General features: G+C 50.6%; 25 protein-coding genes. All 25 read left to right on the plus strand.

Going from position 1 to position 19,023, the window contains the following annotated elements:
* Nucleotides 1–3: 3 nt before the first annotated feature.
* The 25 genes from JEM67_RS09930 (at nucleotide 4) to JEM67_RS10050 (ending at nucleotide 18,991) form a co-directional block, all read left to right on the plus strand.
* A complete protein-coding gene (locus JEM67_RS09930) occupies nucleotides 4–576 on the plus strand; it encodes a hypothetical protein (protein WP_199635071.1) in 573 nt (190 codons plus the stop codon).
* A gap of 90 nt (nucleotides 577–666) precedes the next feature.
* Nucleotides 667–963, plus strand: a complete 297-nt coding sequence (locus JEM67_RS09935) for a hypothetical protein (protein ID WP_187961408.1) — start codon at nucleotides 667–669, stop codon at nucleotides 961–963.
* A 1-nt stretch (nucleotide 964) separates the two neighbouring features.
* Nucleotides 965–1,495, plus strand: a complete 531-nt coding sequence (locus JEM67_RS09940) for a lysozyme (RefSeq protein ID WP_199635070.1) — start codon at nucleotides 965–967, stop codon at nucleotides 1,493–1,495.
* Nucleotides 1,492–2,022, plus strand: a complete 531-nt coding sequence (locus tag JEM67_RS09945; RefSeq protein ID WP_426406351.1) for a hypothetical protein — start codon at nucleotides 1,492–1,494, stop codon at nucleotides 2,020–2,022. Before JEM67_RS09940 ends, JEM67_RS09945 begins: the two co-directional genes overlap by 4 nt.
* Nucleotides 2,023–2,487: 465 nt before the next feature.
* Nucleotides 2,488–2,742 carry a DNA polymerase III subunit theta gene (locus JEM67_RS09950; RefSeq protein ID WP_199639702.1) on the plus strand — a complete coding sequence of 85 codons (255 nt, stop codon included), beginning with the start codon at nucleotides 2,488–2,490 and terminating at the stop codon, nucleotides 2,740–2,742.
* A gap of 63 nt (nucleotides 2,743–2,805) precedes the next feature.
* Nucleotides 2,806–3,054, plus strand: coding sequence for a DUF2560 family protein (locus tag JEM67_RS09955; protein WP_199639674.1), 249 nt, complete (start codon nucleotides 2,806–2,808; stop codon nucleotides 3,052–3,054).
* A gap of 64 nt (nucleotides 3,055–3,118) precedes the next feature.
* Nucleotides 3,119–3,769 (plus strand): putative metallopeptidase, encoded by a 651-nt coding sequence (locus tag JEM67_RS09960; protein ID WP_199639672.1) that lies wholly within the window; start codon nucleotides 3,119–3,121, stop codon nucleotides 3,767–3,769.
* Between the two features lie 31 nt (nucleotides 3,770–3,800).
* Nucleotides 3,801–4,244, plus strand: a complete 444-nt coding sequence (locus tag JEM67_RS09965) for a DUF2280 domain-containing protein (RefSeq protein WP_199639670.1) — start codon at nucleotides 3,801–3,803, stop codon at nucleotides 4,242–4,244.
* Between the two features lie 3 nt (nucleotides 4,245–4,247).
* On the plus strand, nucleotides 4,248–5,738 hold the full coding sequence (locus JEM67_RS09970) for a terminase (RefSeq protein WP_199639668.1): 1,491 nt from the start codon (nucleotides 4,248–4,250) through the stop codon (nucleotides 5,736–5,738).
* Nucleotides 5,739–5,748: 10 nt separating this feature from the next.
* Complete coding sequence (locus JEM67_RS09975; RefSeq protein ID WP_199639665.1) at nucleotides 5,749–7,170, plus strand: anti-CBASS protein Acb1 family protein; 1,422 nt, start codon at nucleotides 5,749–5,751, stop codon at nucleotides 7,168–7,170.
* Complete coding sequence (locus tag JEM67_RS09980) at nucleotides 7,148–8,134, plus strand: phage minor head protein (RefSeq protein ID WP_233527900.1); 987 nt, start codon at nucleotides 7,148–7,150, stop codon at nucleotides 8,132–8,134. The genes JEM67_RS09975 and JEM67_RS09980 overlap by 23 nt, the downstream gene beginning before the upstream one ends.
* Nucleotides 8,135–8,197: 63 nt before the next feature.
* Nucleotides 8,198–8,464: a hypothetical protein gene (locus JEM67_RS09985; protein WP_199639663.1), complete on the plus strand. Its 267-nt coding sequence runs from the start codon at nucleotides 8,198–8,200 to the stop codon at nucleotides 8,462–8,464.
* Nucleotides 8,465–8,523: 59 nt separating this feature from the next.
* Nucleotides 8,524–9,921 carry a DUF2213 domain-containing protein gene (locus tag JEM67_RS09990; protein WP_199639661.1) on the plus strand — a complete coding sequence of 466 codons (1,398 nt, stop codon included), beginning with the start codon at nucleotides 8,524–8,526 and terminating at the stop codon, nucleotides 9,919–9,921.
* 3 nt (nucleotides 9,922–9,924) lie between these two features.
* Nucleotides 9,925–10,359 (plus strand): hypothetical protein, encoded by a 435-nt coding sequence (locus JEM67_RS09995; RefSeq protein ID WP_199639659.1) that lies wholly within the window; start codon nucleotides 9,925–9,927, stop codon nucleotides 10,357–10,359.
* Between the two features lie 10 nt (nucleotides 10,360–10,369).
* Complete coding sequence (locus tag JEM67_RS10000) at nucleotides 10,370–11,467, plus strand: major capsid protein (RefSeq protein ID WP_199639657.1); 1,098 nt, start codon at nucleotides 10,370–10,372, stop codon at nucleotides 11,465–11,467.
* A 9-nt stretch (nucleotides 11,468–11,476) separates the two neighbouring features.
* Nucleotides 11,477–11,941, plus strand: a complete 465-nt coding sequence (locus JEM67_RS10005) for a hypothetical protein (RefSeq protein ID WP_199639655.1) — start codon at nucleotides 11,477–11,479, stop codon at nucleotides 11,939–11,941.
* A gap of 2 nt (nucleotides 11,942–11,943) precedes the next feature.
* On the plus strand, nucleotides 11,944–12,321 hold the full coding sequence (locus JEM67_RS10010; protein ID WP_199639653.1) for a DUF7370 family protein: 378 nt from the start codon (nucleotides 11,944–11,946) through the stop codon (nucleotides 12,319–12,321).
* Nucleotides 12,322–12,415: 94 nt separating this feature from the next.
* Nucleotides 12,416–12,763, plus strand: coding sequence for a hypothetical protein (locus JEM67_RS10015; protein ID WP_199639651.1), 348 nt, complete (start codon nucleotides 12,416–12,418; stop codon nucleotides 12,761–12,763).
* 1 nt (nucleotide 12,764) lies between these two features.
* The gene (locus JEM67_RS10020; protein WP_199639649.1) at nucleotides 12,765–13,133 is read left to right on the plus strand and encodes an HK97 gp10 family phage protein; all 369 of its coding nucleotides are present in this window, start codon (nucleotides 12,765–12,767) and stop codon (nucleotides 13,131–13,133) included.
* Complete coding sequence (locus JEM67_RS10025) at nucleotides 13,130–13,513, plus strand: phage tail termination protein (RefSeq protein WP_199639647.1); 384 nt, start codon at nucleotides 13,130–13,132, stop codon at nucleotides 13,511–13,513. The genes JEM67_RS10020 and JEM67_RS10025 overlap by 4 nt, the downstream gene beginning before the upstream one ends.
* Nucleotides 13,514–13,578: 65 nt before the next feature.
* Nucleotides 13,579–14,334, plus strand: a complete 756-nt coding sequence (locus JEM67_RS10030) for an Ig-like domain-containing protein (RefSeq protein ID WP_199639645.1) — start codon at nucleotides 13,579–13,581, stop codon at nucleotides 14,332–14,334.
* Nucleotides 14,335–14,386: 52 nt separating this feature from the next.
* Entirely contained in the window at nucleotides 14,387–15,070 is a 684-nt protein-coding gene (locus JEM67_RS10035; protein WP_199639643.1) for a DUF6246 family protein, read from the plus strand.
* 71 nt (nucleotides 15,071–15,141) lie between these two features.
* On the plus strand, nucleotides 15,142–15,522 hold the full coding sequence (locus tag JEM67_RS10040; protein ID WP_199639641.1) for a hypothetical protein: 381 nt from the start codon (nucleotides 15,142–15,144) through the stop codon (nucleotides 15,520–15,522).
* The gene (locus JEM67_RS10045) at nucleotides 15,522–15,767 is read left to right on the plus strand and encodes a YebO family protein (RefSeq protein ID WP_233527899.1); all 246 of its coding nucleotides are present in this window, start codon (nucleotides 15,522–15,524) and stop codon (nucleotides 15,765–15,767) included. Before JEM67_RS10040 ends, JEM67_RS10045 begins: the two co-directional genes overlap by 1 nt.
* A gap of 59 nt (nucleotides 15,768–15,826) precedes the next feature.
* Nucleotides 15,827–18,991 carry a tape measure protein gene (locus JEM67_RS10050; RefSeq protein WP_199639639.1) on the plus strand — a complete coding sequence of 1,055 codons (3,165 nt, stop codon included), beginning with the start codon at nucleotides 15,827–15,829 and terminating at the stop codon, nucleotides 18,989–18,991.
* The last annotated feature ends 32 nt before the right edge of the window (nucleotides 18,992–19,023 follow it).

A 19,023-nucleotide genomic window follows, 5' to 3' on the forward strand; every position in this document is an offset into this window, starting at 1 on the left:
GGAATGAAACTGTTTTCACCATTGGGTTATTTGCGTATCAAACATGAAGAGAAAAAATGGTACGATTATATAATCCCATTTATTGGTAGTGTAATAATAACTATTGTTTATTATTTTTCTAGCAATAAAATTCCACTAATTGGCAATGGTGGACTACTATCTCAGGTCAACGGGCTGTTACAAGTGTTGATCGGTTTTTATATAGCTGCGTTAGCCGCCGTATCTACCTTCTCTAACGCAACAATAGATGAAGTGATGTCTGGAGACCCTCCAACTTTGATAGAGAAGTTCAGGGGGAAAAAGTTAAAGGTTACTCTTACAAGAAGACGGTTTGTTTGCTATCTATTTGGATATTTGGCATTAACCAGCTTTGTGCTTTTTTGCATCGGCCTGGTTTCCCTGCTTATAGGGAAGACGCTTTCAATATGGTTGCTTGCCACAACATCAATTCAAGTGTTGATGGTGCTAAAAACAGTATTCTTCTTCTTTTACTCTTTGATTTTGCTTAATGTTATAACAACAACCTTGTTGGGGTTATATTTCCTCTCAGTACGGTTCCATCAGTCATCTCTTTAGCCTACAGCTAAGATATCAAGAACATTAGGCCCGCTCTACGCGGGCCTTTTCTTTTACTACAGCACAGCCCGATAACCGGGAGGTGGAGTCATGAAAATGCACCCAGACAACCCAAACCTGCCGTACTGGTGGTCGGCACTGCTCGGCTTCTTTTCGTTGCTGTCGCTGCAGGATTACATATTTATCATTGGCGCGGTGATATCGGCCTTCTTCACGATCAAGACGTACTACGCAAAGCGAAAAGAAGAGCGTGAGCGCTTGGCCGAGGAGCGGCGGCGCACTCAAATTATGCAGGACTACCTACACGGCGTGTCAGTTAAGCCAGAAGGGGAGCGTCCTGCAGCGGTGGAAGTAGTGGCGGAAGCAATGCGCAGGGCAGAGGGCTGATATGGCGATAAGTAAATCCAAACTCAGTGCCGCGATACTGGCATTGATCACCGCTGGTGCTTCAGCGCCGGTGATAATGTCGCAGTTTCAGGATGAGAAGGAAGGACAGCGGCTAACGGCGTATCAGGATGCTGGCGGGATCTGGACAGTCTGCGGTGGGGTGACAATGGTCAACGGCCAGAAGGTTGTGAAGGGCCAACGCCTTACCGCCGAGCAGTGCAAGAAGATTGACGCGGCCGAGCAGAAAAAAGCGCTGGACTGGGTAGAACGCAACGTCAAGGTGACGCTGACCGAACCGCAAAAAGTCGGAATTGCCTCGTTTTGTCCGTGGAACATTGGCCCCGCGAAGTGTTTCACCTCCACTTTCTACCGGAAGCTGAACGCCGGTGATCGCCTTGGGGCATGCCGAGAAATCCGCCGCTGGATATTCGACGGTGGCCGGGATTGCCGGATCCGCTCGAACAACTGTTTTGGTCAGGTGTTACGGCGCGATCAGGAATCAGAGCTCGCTTGCTGGGGGCTAGACAAATGAACCGATTAACGGCGGTCATTGTTGCCGTTCTGCTGATCATCTTCATTGTGCTGGCATGGCTGGCTTTTCACTTCCACGGTAACGCGGTAAAGGCTGGTGAGCAGGCTAAGCAGCTTCAGAGCGATAACAGCCTGCAGGCGACTACCATTGCTACCCAGTCGTTTCAGTTCCAACGTGCCAACGCAATCAGCACCGCAGCAAGCCAGTACGGAATAACCACCGACGCGGCCACTCAGAGGAAAGAAATTGAATACCGGACAATCCTCAAAAATCAGCCTACGTGCGATTTGGCTGTGCCTGCCGCTATTGCTGGTGGGCTGCTCGACTACACGAACAGTTTACGTACCCGCGCAATGTCAGCCGATACCGGCGACGCTGACGCAACCGGTGCTGGCACCACTGCCTCCGGCACCCTGACATATTGCCAGGCGGTGCTGTGGATTGATCCGCTGCTGGCTGCGCTCGACAAGGCGAACAACCAACTGCTGGCGATTCGTCAGTTAGACGCGGAAAGGATAAAGCAATGACATGCAATCTGGTATGTGAAGTCAGGCTGCGCCGCTGGGTAATGCCCATTCTGGTTATCGCTTATTTAACAAAATGGGATTGGCTGATGATGAAGTGCATCAGCATGAAGGTAAAAACAGTCCCAAAAGGGCGGAACTATGAGCGAAATTGAGAGTGCCTTGATGTACCTCGGCCTCGGTTTTGCATTGAGCGTGATATTTATTGGCAAGCGTAGTGGGGGCTGCATGCGCAATCCTCCGCCGCCAGCCAATTACATCAAGCCATCGCCTCCGCCGCCACCTCCAAGGCCACGGCAGAATTTTTGTTGCATGCAGAAGTGCGGTAGAAATCCGCCACCACCGGAGCACTATGTCAAGCCAGCCCCGACCCCGCCGCCACCCAAGGTGCAGTGAGGTATTACAGGTGGCATTCACTGAGTGCTACCGATAATGCTGATGTATAATCCTCCCCAATAGGAGGATCCCATGTCATACAATCTCGGCAATCTGCCAAAAGAAGAAATGGACAAGGTAAACGTAGACCTTGCAGCATCAGGCGTTGCGTACAAAGAGCGCATGAACCAGCCAGTGATAGCTGACCAGGTGGAGCGAGAGCAGCCTGAGCATCTGCGTGAGTACTTTCGCGAGCGGGTGGCGCACTACCGTGAGGTGAGCAAAAGGCTACCTACCGGCTCCGCACCGGTTTATCTGCAAATGGCTGAGGCCAACGGCAAGAAGTAACAGAGCTTCGATAACGACCCGCTTCGGCGGGTTTTTTTATGCCCGCAAGAATAGGAGGCTTTAATGTCCGAAACGAAAGAAGTCACTCAGGCGCAGAGCATCCGCCTCAAGTTATTGAGCCTGGTTGGTTATGACACCGCAGCAGCAGCCGACGCCATTGCGTTTGTGGCAGACGACCCTTTTAGCGCAGAGCTTTTTGAGAAACAGTTTGAGCGCCCTGAATTGATGCACCTTGAGGTAATTTCCAGGGCGCGGAAGGCTATTCAGGAAAGCAAAGAGGCACTGTTGATTCTCAACGGCCCAGAAGCGTAAGCATCGCAACAGCCATTCAGTGAGTGGCTGATTCAATGCTACTAACAACCGGCAGGAGAAAGACATGGCGAAGCAAGTTCCGGATGACAGCCATGACCGGCGGCCATATCCGCCCCTGCAGTTCATCGAGTCACATCAGCTAATGCCATATATCGGCCTTGTTCCAGCAAATGAAGTACAAGAGTGGGTGCGCAGCCAAATCTTGGGTGACACCGGCAGCCTGCATAACCCTGACCATATTCACCTGATGGATGCTGACATACGGTTTATGTGGGCATCATCCGCGTTTGAGAAGAAAGGGCGCTATGTGCTCGGTCAGGCTGAAGAGGTGGCTATGCGTGCCGGTGGTTGGCAAAAAGCCAGGATGGAGCAGCAGATGCATGAATGGTTCGGCGAAGTGCCGAAGTTCATCATCACGCTGGCAGCGGATTACGTCGCTCAGTGCTCCGATCTGGAGTTCTGCGCGCTGGTTGAGCATGAGCTCTACCATATTGCCCAGGCTACTGATGAATTCGGCGCTCCGAAATTCAACAGGGAAGGTCAGCCGGTGCTGAAGCTGCGCGGCCACGACGTTGAAGAGTTTGTTGGCGTGGTTCGCCGGTACGGTGCAAGCGTGGAAGTTCAGGAACTGGTTGATGCGGCCAACAAGCCTGCGGAGGTGGCACACCTAAACATTGCCAGGGCATGCGGTAACTGCATGTTGAGGCTGGCGTAAATATTGGACTGTATTGGACGGATGGTGAAACATGGCTGCATTAAAACCAGACGTAAAAGCCTTCATCATTCAGTCGCTTGCGTGCTTTGATACCCCTTCACTGGTGGTTGAGTCCGTCCAAAAAGAGTTTGGGCTAAAAATAACCCGTCAGCAGGTTGAGTCTCACGACCCGACAAAGGTCAGCGGAAAGACGCTTGCGAAGAAATGGGTAGAGCTGTTTTACGTCACTCGAGAACGTTTTCAGACTGAGATTTCAGATATTCCGATCGCTAACAAAGCCTATCGGCTGCGAGTGCTTGATCGTATGGCGACCCGCACCGAATCAATGAAAAACTACGCCTTGGCCGCTCAGATTGTTGAGCAGGCAGCAAAAGAATGCGGGGACGCCTACACCAACAAGCAAAAGATTGAAACCAAGCTATCCATTGAAGACGAAATGGTGGACCTGTTGAAGGAGATATCTTCTGAGGCGTGATTTATGGCTGATCTTAATAAGCAATTCAGCGAGCTGAAGAAGAACCTTAAAGACCGATTCTGGCGCTTAAATAACCTCTACTTCATCACCGACAAATCGGGGAAGAAGGTTAAGTTCAGGATGACTCCTGAACAGCTCGAATACTTCGAGGGCGTTCATACTCGCAACATCATTTTGAAAGCGCGCCAGCTTGGTTTTACGACGCTGGTTTGTATTGTCCAGCTTGATGCAGCCTTGTTCGAATCCGCCAAATGTGCGCTTATCGCCCATACCCTGAACGATGCAAAACGACTGTTTAGGGAAAAGGTAAAGTATGCCTACGATAACCTCCCAGCACTCATCAGAAAGGCAAACCCAGCCAAGAACGACTCTGTTGGAGAGTTGGTTTTCAATAACGGCGGATCACTCTACGTAAGCACGTCGTTTCGTGGTGGCACGCTGCGTTACCTGCATGTTTCTGAATTCGGTAAGATCTGCGCTAAGTACCCGGATAAAGCCCGAGAAATCGTTACTGGTGCTTTTGAAGCGGTATCTACCGATTGCTTTACCACTATCGAAAGCACTGCTGAGGGGCGTGCCGGGTATTTTTTCGATTACTGCCAATCAGCTGAAAAAGCTCAGTTGCAGGGTAAAACGTTATCTAACCTCGACTGGAAGTTTTTCTTCTTCACCTGGTGGAATAATCCGCAGTATGCAATCGACCCGGTAGAGCCACTCCCGCAGCGCCTGGTTGATTACTTCACCGAGATGGAGGCCAAGCACGGCGTTACTCTCGATGAGCGTCAGAAGGCATGGTATTACGCCAAAGAGAAAACTCTTGGCGATGACATGAAACGGGAATACCCGACGATACCGGCTGAGGCATTCCAACAGTCTGTCGAAGGGGCGTATTACGCCAAGCAGTTCCGCTGGCTGTATACCAACAAGCGCATTGGCACTCTGCCTGATAATTCACATCTGCCGGTTCACACGTTCTGGGATATCGGTGTGGGTGACTCTACAGCCATTTGGTTCGTGCGCGAGGTTGGTGAAGAGTTCCACGTCATCGACTACTACGAAAACTCCGGCGAAGGTCTGCGGCACTACATGAAAGTGCTTAAAGACCGAGGTTATGAATATGGCGACCACTGGGGCCCGCACGACATCGAAAACAGGGAGTTCGGATCTGATGCCAAATCCCGAAAAGAGCTGGCTCGCGAAGGCTACGAAATTGACGGCCAGGTTTATTCCATGACGTTCAAAGTGGTGCCGAAAACTGGCGTTGATACCGGCATTGAGTCCGTCCGTGAAATCCTCCCGAAATGCGTATTTGACGATCAGAAGTGTGCAGAAGGCATCACTCATCTGGAAGGGTATAGAAAGGAATGGGACGTCAAGCGGGGATGCTGGAAAGACAAGCCACTTCACGACCACACGTCTCACGGCGCTGATGGGTTCCGCTACTTTGCTGTAGCCAAGAACAACCATAAACAAGTCGGGGCAGTATTCTTCTAAGGAGTAATCAGTGAGTGAACAAAATAACGAGGCATTATTCCTCGTCAATGCCCTTGCTGATGCTATGGGGCGGCAGCGGGCGCTGTATGCCGGTCAGTTTAATGGCAATACGAAGCGCACAAAGTTATGGGACGAGTTTGGGTACCCGGACACCGTAAGCTTTGACATGCTATACCGAGCTTACCGGCGTAATTCAGCAGCCCATGCAGGCATCCATAAAACGTTGGACTCCTGTTGGGTCGATAAGCCAGTGGTAATTGATGGTCCTGTTGCAGACAAGTCCAAAAAAGAAACCCAGTGGGAAAAAACAGTAACCAGGCTGCTGAAAAAGCATTGGGCGAAAATCAAAGATGCCGATCGCCGAAACATGGTCGGACATTACTCCGCCATTATCCTGCAGATAAAAGATAATCGGCTTTGGTCTGAACCAGTAGACACTGTGCTTGCTGGTAAGCTCGGTGAGGCTGCTTTGGTTAAGCTAATTCCTGCGTGGGAATCTCAGATTAAGCCAGGTAACTACGACATTGATACTTTGTCTGATACCTATGGGCAGCCAATCAACTACACGTTCAATGAGCAACCTGTCGGCGATGATGGTACTTATGGCAATGTCCGTAGTGTCACCGTTCACCCGAGTCGAGTGATAATTCTCGCGGAAGGCTCAGAAGACGAAAACATGTTGTCTGGAATTCCGCTGAATGAGGCTGGTTATAATGACCTGCTTGATATTGAAAAGGCTAAGGGTGGTAGTGCCGAGGGTTTCCTGAAGAATGCCAGTCGTCAGTTGGGTATCCATTTTGATGGCGTGACAGATATGAAAACTATCGCAGATCAAGCCAAAGAAGCAGGCTATAAAACCCTGAATGAGGCTATGAATGACAAGATCAGCAAGTTAAATCGAGGGACGGACTCGGCGCTTGTTACCCAATCAGGAACAACCTCCGTTCTCTCAGTAGTCGCAGCAGATCCAACGCCAACATGGACCGTGTCCGCCAATAGTTATGCATCTACCATTCGCTGTCCGTTTAATATCCTGTTCGGTAAGCAGACGGGTAACCTCGCATCCACTGAAGATAAAAAAGCATGGGCTGCCACCTGTAACGAAAGGCGCAATGGCTGGCTATCATGGGTGCTTACTACGACTATTCAGCGCTGGTGCGATATTGGTATTCTCGCGCAGCCGGCGAATGGCGAAATTACGGTTGATTGGTCAGATTTGCTCGCACCAAGTGACAGTGAAAAGTATGAAATCGGCGCTAAGGTTGCAGATATTGCATATAAAACACAACAGGCATACGGAACACCATCAGTAGATGCTAATGAAGTCCGCGCTGCCTGTGGTCTTGAGCCTATAAAAGAGCCAACTACGCCAAATCCAAACGCAAAGCCAACCGGTAAGGATCCGCTGAATGATGACGACAGCGAAACCTAAAGTCGGTACGCCGATCATCCCCCGAAATAAAGCGGACCCCACTCAGTCCTACCGAGTCATTAATAAAATGTATCGTGATATCGAAGATAGGTATTACGGCATAAAAAAAGACCTTCGGGCTCTGTTTGACCAGCGATTAACTGGAAAGGATAGGGTGGGTAATGGCCAGTCGGCGTTGATGGCCTGCAATAATGATGAAGGAGAGCTTCCCAGCCTCTACCAGGTCAACGCGGGCACATTCATTTACGACATGACTGCTCAACAGTTGGCAGACCTTCTGCAGGTCATGCAGACGATTTTGGACGACTATCTATTAGCGGGTAACGGACAGGATATCTGGTCGCTTCAGTATGTCGCTACTGAGTATGAACGCGGCACGCTGGGGGCTTATACCAACCTGTCAGTTCAATCGCCCATCTATGCTTCGCAAACCACACTCAGCGCCTTGCTGTCTTCACCGGCATATCAAAATCAGGTAGCCGCTGCCTTTGTTTCCACATACAGCGACTGGAAGGGCATTAGCGATACGGCACGTACCGATTTAGCCAATATCATCGCTGATGCGGTGGGGCGCGGAGTGAGCCCTCGCGAAACAATGAAAGTAATCAGCAAGCGCCTGGATGTATCGATGTCCAAGGCTAAAACGATTGCCCAGACCGAACAGGTTGGCGCACTGCGTGAGGCTCAATGGAATGAAACAACGTGGGCGCAGGATAGGTTAGGTCTGCATACCAAGCTACTGCACTTATCCGCACTGAAGCCGACAACGCGAACATGGCACGCATCACGGCATGGAAAGCTGTTCACAGTTGAAGAAGTTCGGGAATGGTACTCGAAGGATGGCAATCGCTTTAACTGCTACTGCAGTCAGATTCCGGTGCTGCTCAACGAAGACGGCAGCATTTTCAACAAAGGGCTGGAGGAAAAACTGGCGGAAGAGCGTAAGAATTGGAAAACAGGTTGAAATCATTTTTTCAATAACATATTGCATGCAATTATTAAAGGGAGTTTTAATTTGGGGGAAGGCATGAAAAATATAAACGCTCTTGATGATTGGTTGGCTGGTCTTTGGCACACCTCTGGTGGATTAGACGATCGGCAGTTCAATATTGCTGTTTTGGAGCTAATTCGCTCCAATCCCGGTAGAATTTTAGATAGTGGACAGATAAGAGAGTACATCCTATCCAAGTATAACGGGGTCGCCGAAGAAGGAGGGGGTATTTGGAATACAGCATGTGAGAAAGCTTTCTTGGTAACAAATATATCCGAATTCATGGTGATAAATAACATCTGATCCAAAGGTCGCTAAGGCGGCCTTTTTTAATGCCTGAAATCCACCAAAGAGGACACAGCATGAAACGCAATCGCGTTAACGTGCTGACCGTCGTCAACTCCGCTTCAAATATCACTACCGAAATCATCGACGGGAAACCACACATCGTGGTTCGCGGCATCACGCCCGTTGTTGACGATATCGTGATGAACCGGAAGTTGTACCCGGCAGCAGAAATTGCCAAGGCCTATAACACCCTTGAGCGTAAACCGATGCCGCTGGGGCATCCAAAAATAGACGGAAAGCACGTATCGGCGGGTGATGTCCGCGCGGTGAACAACTATCACGTTGGCGCCTGGCTTCAAGACGTTCAGCACATCGATGGAAAGGTCGATGGTGATATGTATGTCGACCGCCGTTATGCCGAAGGCAGTGAAAAGGGTAAGCGACTGGTAAATCGACTGGATGAAATGATCGCTGGGACAAACATAGAGCCCATTCACATCTCAACCGGGCTTCTTTACTCAGGCATTGCGGCAAACGGCGAATCAAAGGGTAAGAAGTACAACGAAATCGCCACAAACATGGTGTTTGACCATGTTGCCGTTTTACTGGATGAGCCTGGTGCCGGAACACCGAGCGAAGGCGTGGGCATCTTCGTAAACGCTGACGGCGACGATCAAGAGATCGAAGTGGCAAGCCTGGCCGATGGGGCGGACTGCACCCGTGAGGGGCTGCTCAATAAAACCAAGTTCTTCTTCACCAACGCCTCTAATTTCTCATTCGATGAAATCCGCGATGCCATAAGCAACAAGCTTCGGGAAGGGCGCAGTGATGATTACTGGCCATGGCCTGAATCGGTATGGCCTGACAGCTTCATCTACCGCGAAAAAACAAAATATTTCAAACAGAAGTACCTCATCGGCGATGACGGCAAGGCCGTGTTCGTCGGCGAACCTGTAGAAGTCGTGCGCAAACCCACCGAGTACGAAATCAAAACCAACGGAGCTAACAACCCCATGAAAGAACTGATCGTCAATGCGCTCAAAGCCGCTGGTAAGCCGACTGATGGCAAGACCGATGCGGAGTTGATGGACGCATACAACCAGATGACTGCTGAAAAAGCAGCGGCAAAAAATGAGACACCGGAAGAAAAGGCGGCACGTGAGCAAAAAGAAGCTACCGGAAAGCCTGCTAAAGACAAAGTAAATAACAGTGATCAGGCACCGGCCTGGTTCGCTCCGTTTGCAGAAAAGCTGAACGCCATTGAGTCTGGACTGAGCGTTAACTCTGATAAGGAAAAATCAGAGAAGCGCGCAGCCGTCAAAGCCAAGTTTGGTTTTGACGACGTCACTGTAAACGCATTGGAAGGCGCTGCTCTGGACGGCTTGTTTGCCCAATGCCCAACCTCTACCGGCCTGAATGGTTCTTTCCGCCAGGTCAATTCCAAAGAAACTTTCAGCGAAATGCCGGAGTAAATAATGGCTAAAGATGGGAAACATATTATTCATGCAGGTGGCGTTTATCCTAACCCACTTCTGAATCGTGAAGGCGGTGCAGCTGCCTCTACTCTGCCAGGTACTGTTGGTTTTTTCAGTGCCGCTGACAAATTTACTGCCTCAGTGGCTGGCGCTGAAGGTGCCATTAAGTATGTGGCAAATAAAGATTACCTGCGCTGTTTGAGCGTAGATGATGCGATCGCCGCAAACGAGCTGGTGGTTGGTATTCATCCACTGCCAGGCATGTTCCTGAACGTGCGGGCCGCTGCGGGCACTTATACCAAAGGTCAGCCAGTAGCGGTTGCAAATGGTCGTATCACCGCCGTTGTCGCTGATGCCGTCGTATTCGCCTACATCGAAGAAGATAAAGCCGTCACTGCTGTGGCGGGAGATCTTGTTCGTGTCGTGTTCAAGTAAGGAGCACTGAATGTTTGTTTATTCGAAGAAAATCGGCCAGGAAACTGGCAACCTGGAGATTAACCAGGAGCAGTTCAATTCTCTGACGGCAGAACGCAACGCGGGCGCTCAGGCTGCTGCAGACTTTATTGCACGTGCCCAATTCCGGGGTATGGCAGAGCAAGCGCCGCGCCTGGATGCAGTTAACGCAGTAGACGACATCCGTCGCCTGTACCGCGCATTTGACACCACCGTTCTGCAGCAGTTTGAGCCAAACACTGAGTTCACCCTGCTGAATGACCTGATGCCGCTTTCACGCTCTGTTCGTCTGGAGCAATCCCGCTATGACTATGCTCGTACCGGCGGCCGTGGCTGGGCGCATACGTCCATGTCTGGTCAGGTTGGCGCGGCGCTGGACGCCCGCTCTTACACCTTTGACGGCACTATGGTTCCGATCCATGACTCCGGTTTTAAGTTCGAGTGGCGCGACCCTATCTTCAACAGTCCATCAGCATTGCAGTCTCAATCTGATGCACAGCGTGGTTCTGTAGAAGATGTTCAACGTCGTTATGTTGATTACATCTACAACGGATTCCGCGATAAAGCAGGCAGCTTTGCAGTATTCGATGGGCTGACATGGAAAGGGCTGAAAGATGATGAGCGCGTTGCTCAAATCGATCTTGGCTCCTCCGGGCTTAACGTCGACTTCACATCTGGGGCCGCCACCTCTCAGGCACTGCGTGCAGGTGCTATCGCGCTGCGTGATCAGTTGCGTCGTATCAACAACCAGTATGCAGACCAGACCTGGTATGTGTCGGGTGAGATTATTTCTAACCTGGAACGCTATTTCTCCGACAACTTCCAGTCAGGCACGATCATGTCAGAAATCCTGAAGCTGACTGGTATTTCGGCGATCAAAGAAGACGGACAGCTTTCCGGTAACGAAATCGTAATCGTTCCGCTGCGTGCAGGTGTTATCGCTCCGATCGTCGGCCAGGCGATTGGCACTGTTGCCTCTCCACGTCTGGAGTACAACAGCGACTATATCTGGCGTACCTGGGGTGCAATGGGGCTGATGGTCAAGCAAGACATCAACAACAAATACTCCGTCATTCATGCATCGAGCTAAGGAGCTCTTATGGCACTGGTAGAAATCTTGGCAAGCAGCCTGCACGCCGGTGCCAACCTCCGCAAACTGGAGGTTGGCTCAGTGGTGGAAGTTGACGATGCAACCGCTTCACGTTGGATTAGCTCCGGCAAGGCAAAGGAGACTGACCAGAAGGAAGGGGAAAAACTCTCCTTCGAGGTGCAAGCACCATCCGATTCAATCAGTCCGGGTGGGGCGGAGCTGCAGTCAAAATTGGATGAAGCGCTGGAGCAGTTGAAGCAGGCTCTGGCTTCATCCGAGGTAAAGGATAAAGAACATGCCGCGACGCTGGAGCAGTTGAAGCAGGCTCTGGCTTCATCCGAGGTAAAGGATAAAGAACATGCCGCGACGCTGGAGCAGTTGAAGCAGGCGCATGAATCCGAAATGTCAGTCGAGAAAAAACGCGCCGACACCGCAGAAGCTGCACTTGTAGCAGCAAACAAGAAGGATAAGTAATCATGGCAGTGCAGATAACGGCAGCGCAGGTGAAACAGCAGTTATCTGCGCTGGGTTACACCATTCCTGACTTTATGATCGATGCCTACCTGTGCAAGCTGGAAGTCATTAGCCAGTGCCTGGGGGCGGCTGGCTACGACGATTGCGATCTGATGCTGATACAGGTTTATGCCGTCACCCTCATGGCAATTACGGCCTTCAGCCAGCGCATTAAATCGCAGTCAGCGCCTTCAGGGGCGTCGCGGTCATTCGACTATAGCGGCGATATCAAAACCATGCGTAATACGCTGGCGGCGCTGGATACGGCAGGATGTACCACGAACCTGCCAATCGATGTTGGTACAAGCGTGGGATTCTTCGACGTTGTGGGAGGTTGCTGATGCCGAAAGAACTCGAAAGCGATGAAGAAAAACCAGATTGCGAAAAATGCCCTGATTGCCCCGGATGTCCTGACCAGTACGAGGAGTATCTCTCATGAGTGCTGCCGCGAATTGGAGCTATACCGCGGTCGCGACGGTCTGGAAGAAGTTGGGCATGGATGATTATGGCAAACCGTCATTCGCTGCGCCCATCCAAATTATGTGCGATTACGGCGGTGATGCTACTGCGCGGCTTGGTGATATCGGTCTGGAGTTTGTCGTAAAAAACACTCACTGGACTGAATATGCTGACGCAGGACAAGGCGATTATATCCTCATCGGCACGTCTGTGGATCTCGACCCACTCAAGGTAGATGGTGCTGACGAAGTTCGCCATATCATCCGTTACGCCGACACGTTCGACCGCATGGCTGACGACTACGCGATTATTACGGGAGTTTGATATGGGCGCTAAGGTAAAGGGCATCCGTGAGGCCCAGGCTAATCTGGATCGGCTGATTGGCAACATCCGAGGGCGCAAGGTAGTAAGGGCTATTCAGTCCGCTCTGCTGATTGGTGGTAGCCAAGCTGCGCTATACACCCCGATCGATACATCCACTCTTCTTAATAGCCAGTATCGCGAAATCTCGGTCAATGGCTCGAGGGTAACTGGCCGTGTTGGTTATTCAGCCAATTATGCCATCTACGTACATGACCCTAACGTTCCTCAAACATTTCGCCGCGCTACAGCTCAGAAAGAGTTCCTGACCGAGGGGTTTGGCGATACCAAAGCGCAAATAGACAGGGCTGTGAATAAGGAGATGCAGCTATGACGCCTGCAATGCATCGCCGGGTACGTGATTACTTTGTTGGTGCGGGACTGACTACCGGATTTATCACGCAGATGTTGCGCTGGAGGGATACCGGTAAGGATGTCGATAAATTCATTGTATTTAGGCCAAACGGCGGCAGCTCGATCCAAAAAGACCTATCCAGTGACTATTTAGTGCTTGTGGACGTAGTGGGGGCTGTCAACGAGGATGAAGACGTAGACAACGCTGTGCAGGCCATTATCAGCCACATCCAGAACAACCCCATGCCGAATGGATGCCTGGGACAGATTGAGAACGTGGGAGGAATACCGCCCCCGGTACCAACAACTGAGGGCCGATTAGTCTACCGTCTTCAGTTTTCCTGCCTATATGGCGGGTAAATAACAAAATCTATCAAGGTCGCCTGGAGCGGCCTTTTTTATTATCAGAAATGAGGTAAGCAACTATGCAAGGCTGCTCCACACAAAACGGTCAGTTAATTGGCCGCGCCAAGACGCTGGAATTAGCTTATGGCTGCCCAGACCAGGTGCCTGCCGAAGGAGCCTGGAAGCTTCTCGGTCTTCCTACATCAGCAACATGGGATTTAAGTCCCGAGGCTTTAACCTCTGATGCTGATAACGGTGGGTTCAGCTCTAACCTGATCGCAAGCTTAGATCCGACGTACTCAATTGATGGGGAGGTAAGGGTTAACGACAAAACTGACGAATTCGGTATTCAACAGTTTGTTAAATATGTTGTTGATGAAGTTCGCGCCCGCCGCCAACCGACGGTATGGATGCGATTCCAATGGGGTGATTATTACCACATCGGTTATATGGTATCGACTGGCTTAAGTGATGGCGGTGGCGTCAAGGAGATTGTTACATACAGCCTTGAGTTGAAGATCAACGACGGTTCCACCTTCCAGATCATCGAAGCGGCTGGGGATATCCCTGTAACTGGCGTCACAGTGGCTCCGACATCCAGTTCTATCGCTGCCGGTGCCAGCACTACCTTTGCGGTAACCGTTGCGCCTGCTGATGCAGATAACAAGCTGTTTACCGTTACCTCTTCAGTGCCAGCTAGGGCTACAGCAGCATTTGCTGGTAATACCGTTACTGTATCCGCACCTTCTGGCGCTACTGCGGGTACTGCGGTGATCACTGTTAAAACAGTCGATGGCGAATTCACTGCCACCCATACCGTGACTGTCACCGCGTAACTATCACAAAGGGCGTGATGCGCCCTTGATGATATTTATTCGAGGCAACCAAATGATACCGTTAACTGATTTAGGCGAGATGGTGATCTCTGACGCCTACCGCGAGTATTTCTTCCGGCCATCATTCGCCAACATGACCCGCATAGGCTCACCTGCGGAGATTGTGGAGCGTTTTGCCGATCTGCATACCAGTGACGCACCTCGCTTGCTTGAGGCTGCCTTAGAGGCATATGGAGAGATCCCTGGGTGGTTGCTGGCGCATATCAATGCACTTTCATTCAGTAGCGATGCCATCTTTGCAGGAATGACCGTTATGCAAGCCTGCTGCGATGATGACATCAGTGCGCTGGTGGGAGAGTTGCGGCCCAGCAAAAGAGGAAAGAGGGCGTTTGTATTCCGGCAGGGCAAGCTACCTCCAAGCGATATCATTATCCTTGGGCAAGCTCTCATCACTCACGGCATAATTGGCAAGGCAAAGGTGCGTAAGCTGCAGCGCTACGAGTCAAACAGCTATGTGAACGAGTTCAAAGCATTCGAGTACATCATCGCCGCACGCAACCACTTCAACATGCCACGTTCGGAAGCGGAACAGTTAACAATGACAGATTTTCAGCAACTCCTTGCTGCTAAATATCCTGAACAGAAGGGATACACTCGCGAGGAGTACGACAGCGCTGCTGATGATTACTTTGCGAAGAGAGCCCGCAGACGAGAGCGGCTGGCAAAAGCAGCGTGATTTGCGTTGAGTTGCTACTTTCCTCTGCTACCATGTAACGACTTGTTACTTGTCTATGGGGAAAGGACTAAATGAAAAAGATTGCAGTCGCCGCTATGGTGGCTTTTTTGATGGCAGGGTGTGCCTCGTCTGGGAATAAGCAACTTCAGAAAGAAACAGAAGTCAGCATGCAAAGCAAAATCAAAGAAGGCGTAACCACTAAAGCCCAACTGAAGACAATGCTTGGTTCTCCCGATAGCGTTAGCTTTACCGATGGTGGAAAAGAGATCTGGAAGTATGTTCATGCCAAGGTAAAAGTGAGCGGAAAAACCTTTATTCCGTTTTACGGTCTGTTCCACAACGGCACCAACGGAACTAAGAAAGAGCTGACTATTCTCTTCAATGGTGATGTTGTTGAGAAATACACCATGTCAGAATCTGCAATTGAAACAAAATCTGGATGGGCTGATTAATGGATGAAATGACAGGCTTTTGGACAATAACGATTATCTCTTGGATAGTCGGCCTTGCAATATCTTTCTTTTTGGTTCGCATGGCTGTGCGGGCAAACGAGCAGATAAATCTATTAAAAGAAATCAGTGCCAAACAGACAAAAATAATTGAAGCCTTGACGGTTAAGGCTGAGCTACCCCCACAAAAAGATTCTAAATCTGATGATGATTACTTAGAAGAGGCCAGGAAAAGGGCCGGTAACTAAATTACCTCGAATCAAACAAACCTCGCTCCGGCGGGGTTTTTTTATGCCTGGAGAATGGTATGGCAAGCGAAGAACAAGTTGGCAATATCGTTTATGAAGTAGAAATGAATGTTGCCAATCTGCTCGAGGCGCAACGCAAGGTAAACGAGCGCCTGGACACAATGGATGAGCGCTTTAAACGATCAGCCAAATCATCCGATACGCTATCCACCTCCGTAACCCGCCTGGCGGGTGCTGTATCTGCAGCAATTTCAGTTCAGCAAGTCGCCAAATACGCTGATGCATGGACGACAGTAAATAACAAACTCGCCAACTCCGTTAAGGCGAATGAAGATCTTGCTACTGTTACCCAGCGAGTATTTTCCATTGCGCAAGATACAAGGGCTTCGCTTGAGGCTACGGCGTCTTTATACCAGAGACTCGAAAGAGCTACTCGCAGCTATGGGACCAGCGTTGATGACGTTGCTCGCCTTACCACGATCATCAACCAGGGGTTTGTTGTATCTGGGGCAACAGCTCAGGAGGCCAGCAACGCAGTAATTCAGCTATCCCAAGGCTTAGCTTCGGGTGCTTTACGTGGAGAGGAATTTAACTCCGTCACGGAACAAGGCGGCCGGTTAGCGACCGCGTTAGCTGACTCTTTAGGCGTAAATATTGGGCAATTAAGGGCAATGGCAGCTGAGGGTAAGTTAACGACCGACGTTGTTGTAAACGGCTTGCTTTCTCAGGGCGATGCGATCGGCAAGGAGTTTGCAAATACAACGACTACGATTGGCCAGGCGCTGGAGATTGCCAACAACAATATAACGCAATTTATCGGCAGTTCTACGACGGTTAAATCAACAGTATCGCTCTTTAATAGCTCAGTTATAACGCTGAGCGAGAACCTTGATATTGTTGCCCAAGTGATAGGTTCCGTCGCCGCGATTGTCGGCACACGGTACGCAGCGGCTTTGACGTTAGCAGTTGCTGGCCAAGTCAGGTTGGCGGCTACAGCGTTTGCTGCTTCTACATCCCTTTCAGCGTTCGGCGCTGCTGCGGCTTTGGCGCGTGGTGCTTTGGCTTTAATTGGTGGCCCAGCAGGTGCAGCAGTTCTGGCCGCATCCGCAATATTTTATTTTTATCAAAGAGCCAAGGAAGCGCGCCAGGCGGCTATTGATTTGGCCGATGGAGTAAACACGCTCTTAGGTAAAATGAAGGATATGTCGGCGACAGAGATTGCTGCCAGCATTGCCAAGCTGCGATCCGCCATCCCTGAACTAACCAGTGTCGTTAGTGATGCGAGCGATGAGTATGACAAAGCATCGAAGCGAGTGGCTAATCTACAACGCGAGGTTGATAACTGGGGGGAAGGTACGAAGCGCGGACGCCAAGCGGCAATGGCGCTCAATGGAGCATTAGATAACCAAAGCATCGCGTACGCTGAACTCGAAAAGGCGCAGCGGAATCTAAGCCAAACTCAGAACGCCGTTGGCATAGCCTCCGCGCAGATGAATGGAACCTTTGAGCAAGGGATCGGTTTGCTATCAAGGCATGGGCAGCAGGCTAGCATTGCTGCTGGAATGATGAACCAGCTTGGGAAACAAATTGGCTTTGCCACTGGTGAGCAGGAGAAGTTCAACGCAACAAGCCTCAAGGTTACCCGCCCTAAAAACGTGCAGGATTACCTTGATGGATTGCAGGATCAGGTTGAATTGCAGGGCGAACTAAATGACAGGAAGCGTGCGCAGTTAAAAGCAGAGCAGCAGATAAGGAAACTGGGCGGGACAGAAGCGGATGTTGGTTTAGCGAGGGATAGAGCAGCAGCAGAATATGATTCTCTGCAAGCGCAGCAGGCACAAAAAAAGGCAGCCAAAGACTCAGCTTCAGAATTAAAAAAATCTGCTGCACAGGCAGAATCTGTCGCTCAAAAATTGGCAAACCTAAAGCAACAATCTGATCTATCCGCTGAATCAACAACCGAACTAAGTCGGGCGCAGTCCATATTAACGGCTCAGCAATCACTGGGGAAAGGAGCTACCCAGGCGCAAATAACCTTAGCTGGACAGTATGCAGCTCAAAAATGGGATACAGCGAACGCCATCAAGGCGCAGGCAGCAGCTGAGAAGCTTTTGCCAGAGGCCAAAGAGAACGCCAGTTATGCGCAGGATGTTAAGGATTTAAGCACTGCGCTTTCCGCGAAGAAAATCACCCAAGAGCAATACAATGCCACTTCTGAGCAGCTTGAACAGCAGCATCAGGTTGCTTTGTCACAAATCCGTGCAAACCAAGCAGTAACTCCGATGCAGGAGGCGCAAGGCAGTATAGATCCAGTCCAGGCACTCGCTAATGAGCACGCCAAGAAGCTTGCCCTAATACAGCAATTTGAAACCCAAAAAGGGGTGTTGACTGCGAATGGGTTGGCTCTGATGAATGCTGCAAATACTGAGTATGAGCAGAAGCGGCTGGCTGCACAGTGGGAATTGTGGCGTAACCAAAGCACTGCCAATGAAGCTCTGGCGTCCTCTCTTGATTCTTTGGCTGGCAATGCATCAAATGCGTTCACTGGAATAATTACAGGGAGTATGTCAGCCCAGGATGCAATGCAGTCTCTGGCAAGCAATGCCATAAATAGCCTGGTCAATAGCTTTGTTCAGATGGGTATTGAGTGGGTTAAATCAGCCGTGATGGGCAGTACCGCCCAAATATCTGCCACAACAGCCACAACGGCCGCATCGGTAGCAGGCACGGCAACCACCACCGCAGCCAGCACTGCGGCAGCAGCAACAACCACAGCCGCATGGACTCCAGCGGCAATTGTGGCATCAATAGGATCCTTTGGTGGCGCTGCCGCTATCGGTATCGGTGCAGTAATCGCGGCAATGGCGTTATCCGGTGGCATTGCTGGTAAGCGCAAGAATGGCGGCCCTGTATCTGCTGGAAGCATGTATCAGGTAGGTGAAGGCGGCATGCCTGAAGTCTATCAAGCATCTAACGGCAGTCAGTACATGATCCCTGGTGATAACGGCAAGGTGATCAGCAACAAGGACATGCAGGGTGGAGGGGGGATCGTTATCCACAACAACATTCAAAATTACACTGGAGCTACCGTAGATTCTCAGGCTAGGGTTAACCCCGATGGTTCCGTGTCTATCGATACCATTGTTGCCGATCTGAATAATGGCGGCCCAATCAGCCAAGGAATATCACGAAACCATCAGGCCCCACGCAGGGCTACTGAATAGCAGAAACACCCCCCATAACCCGCTTCGGCGGG

The organism is Serratia sp. PAMC26656 (assembly GCF_016469055.2).
Classification (GTDB): Bacteria; Pseudomonadota; Gammaproteobacteria; order Enterobacterales; family Enterobacteriaceae; genus Serratia; species Serratia plymuthica.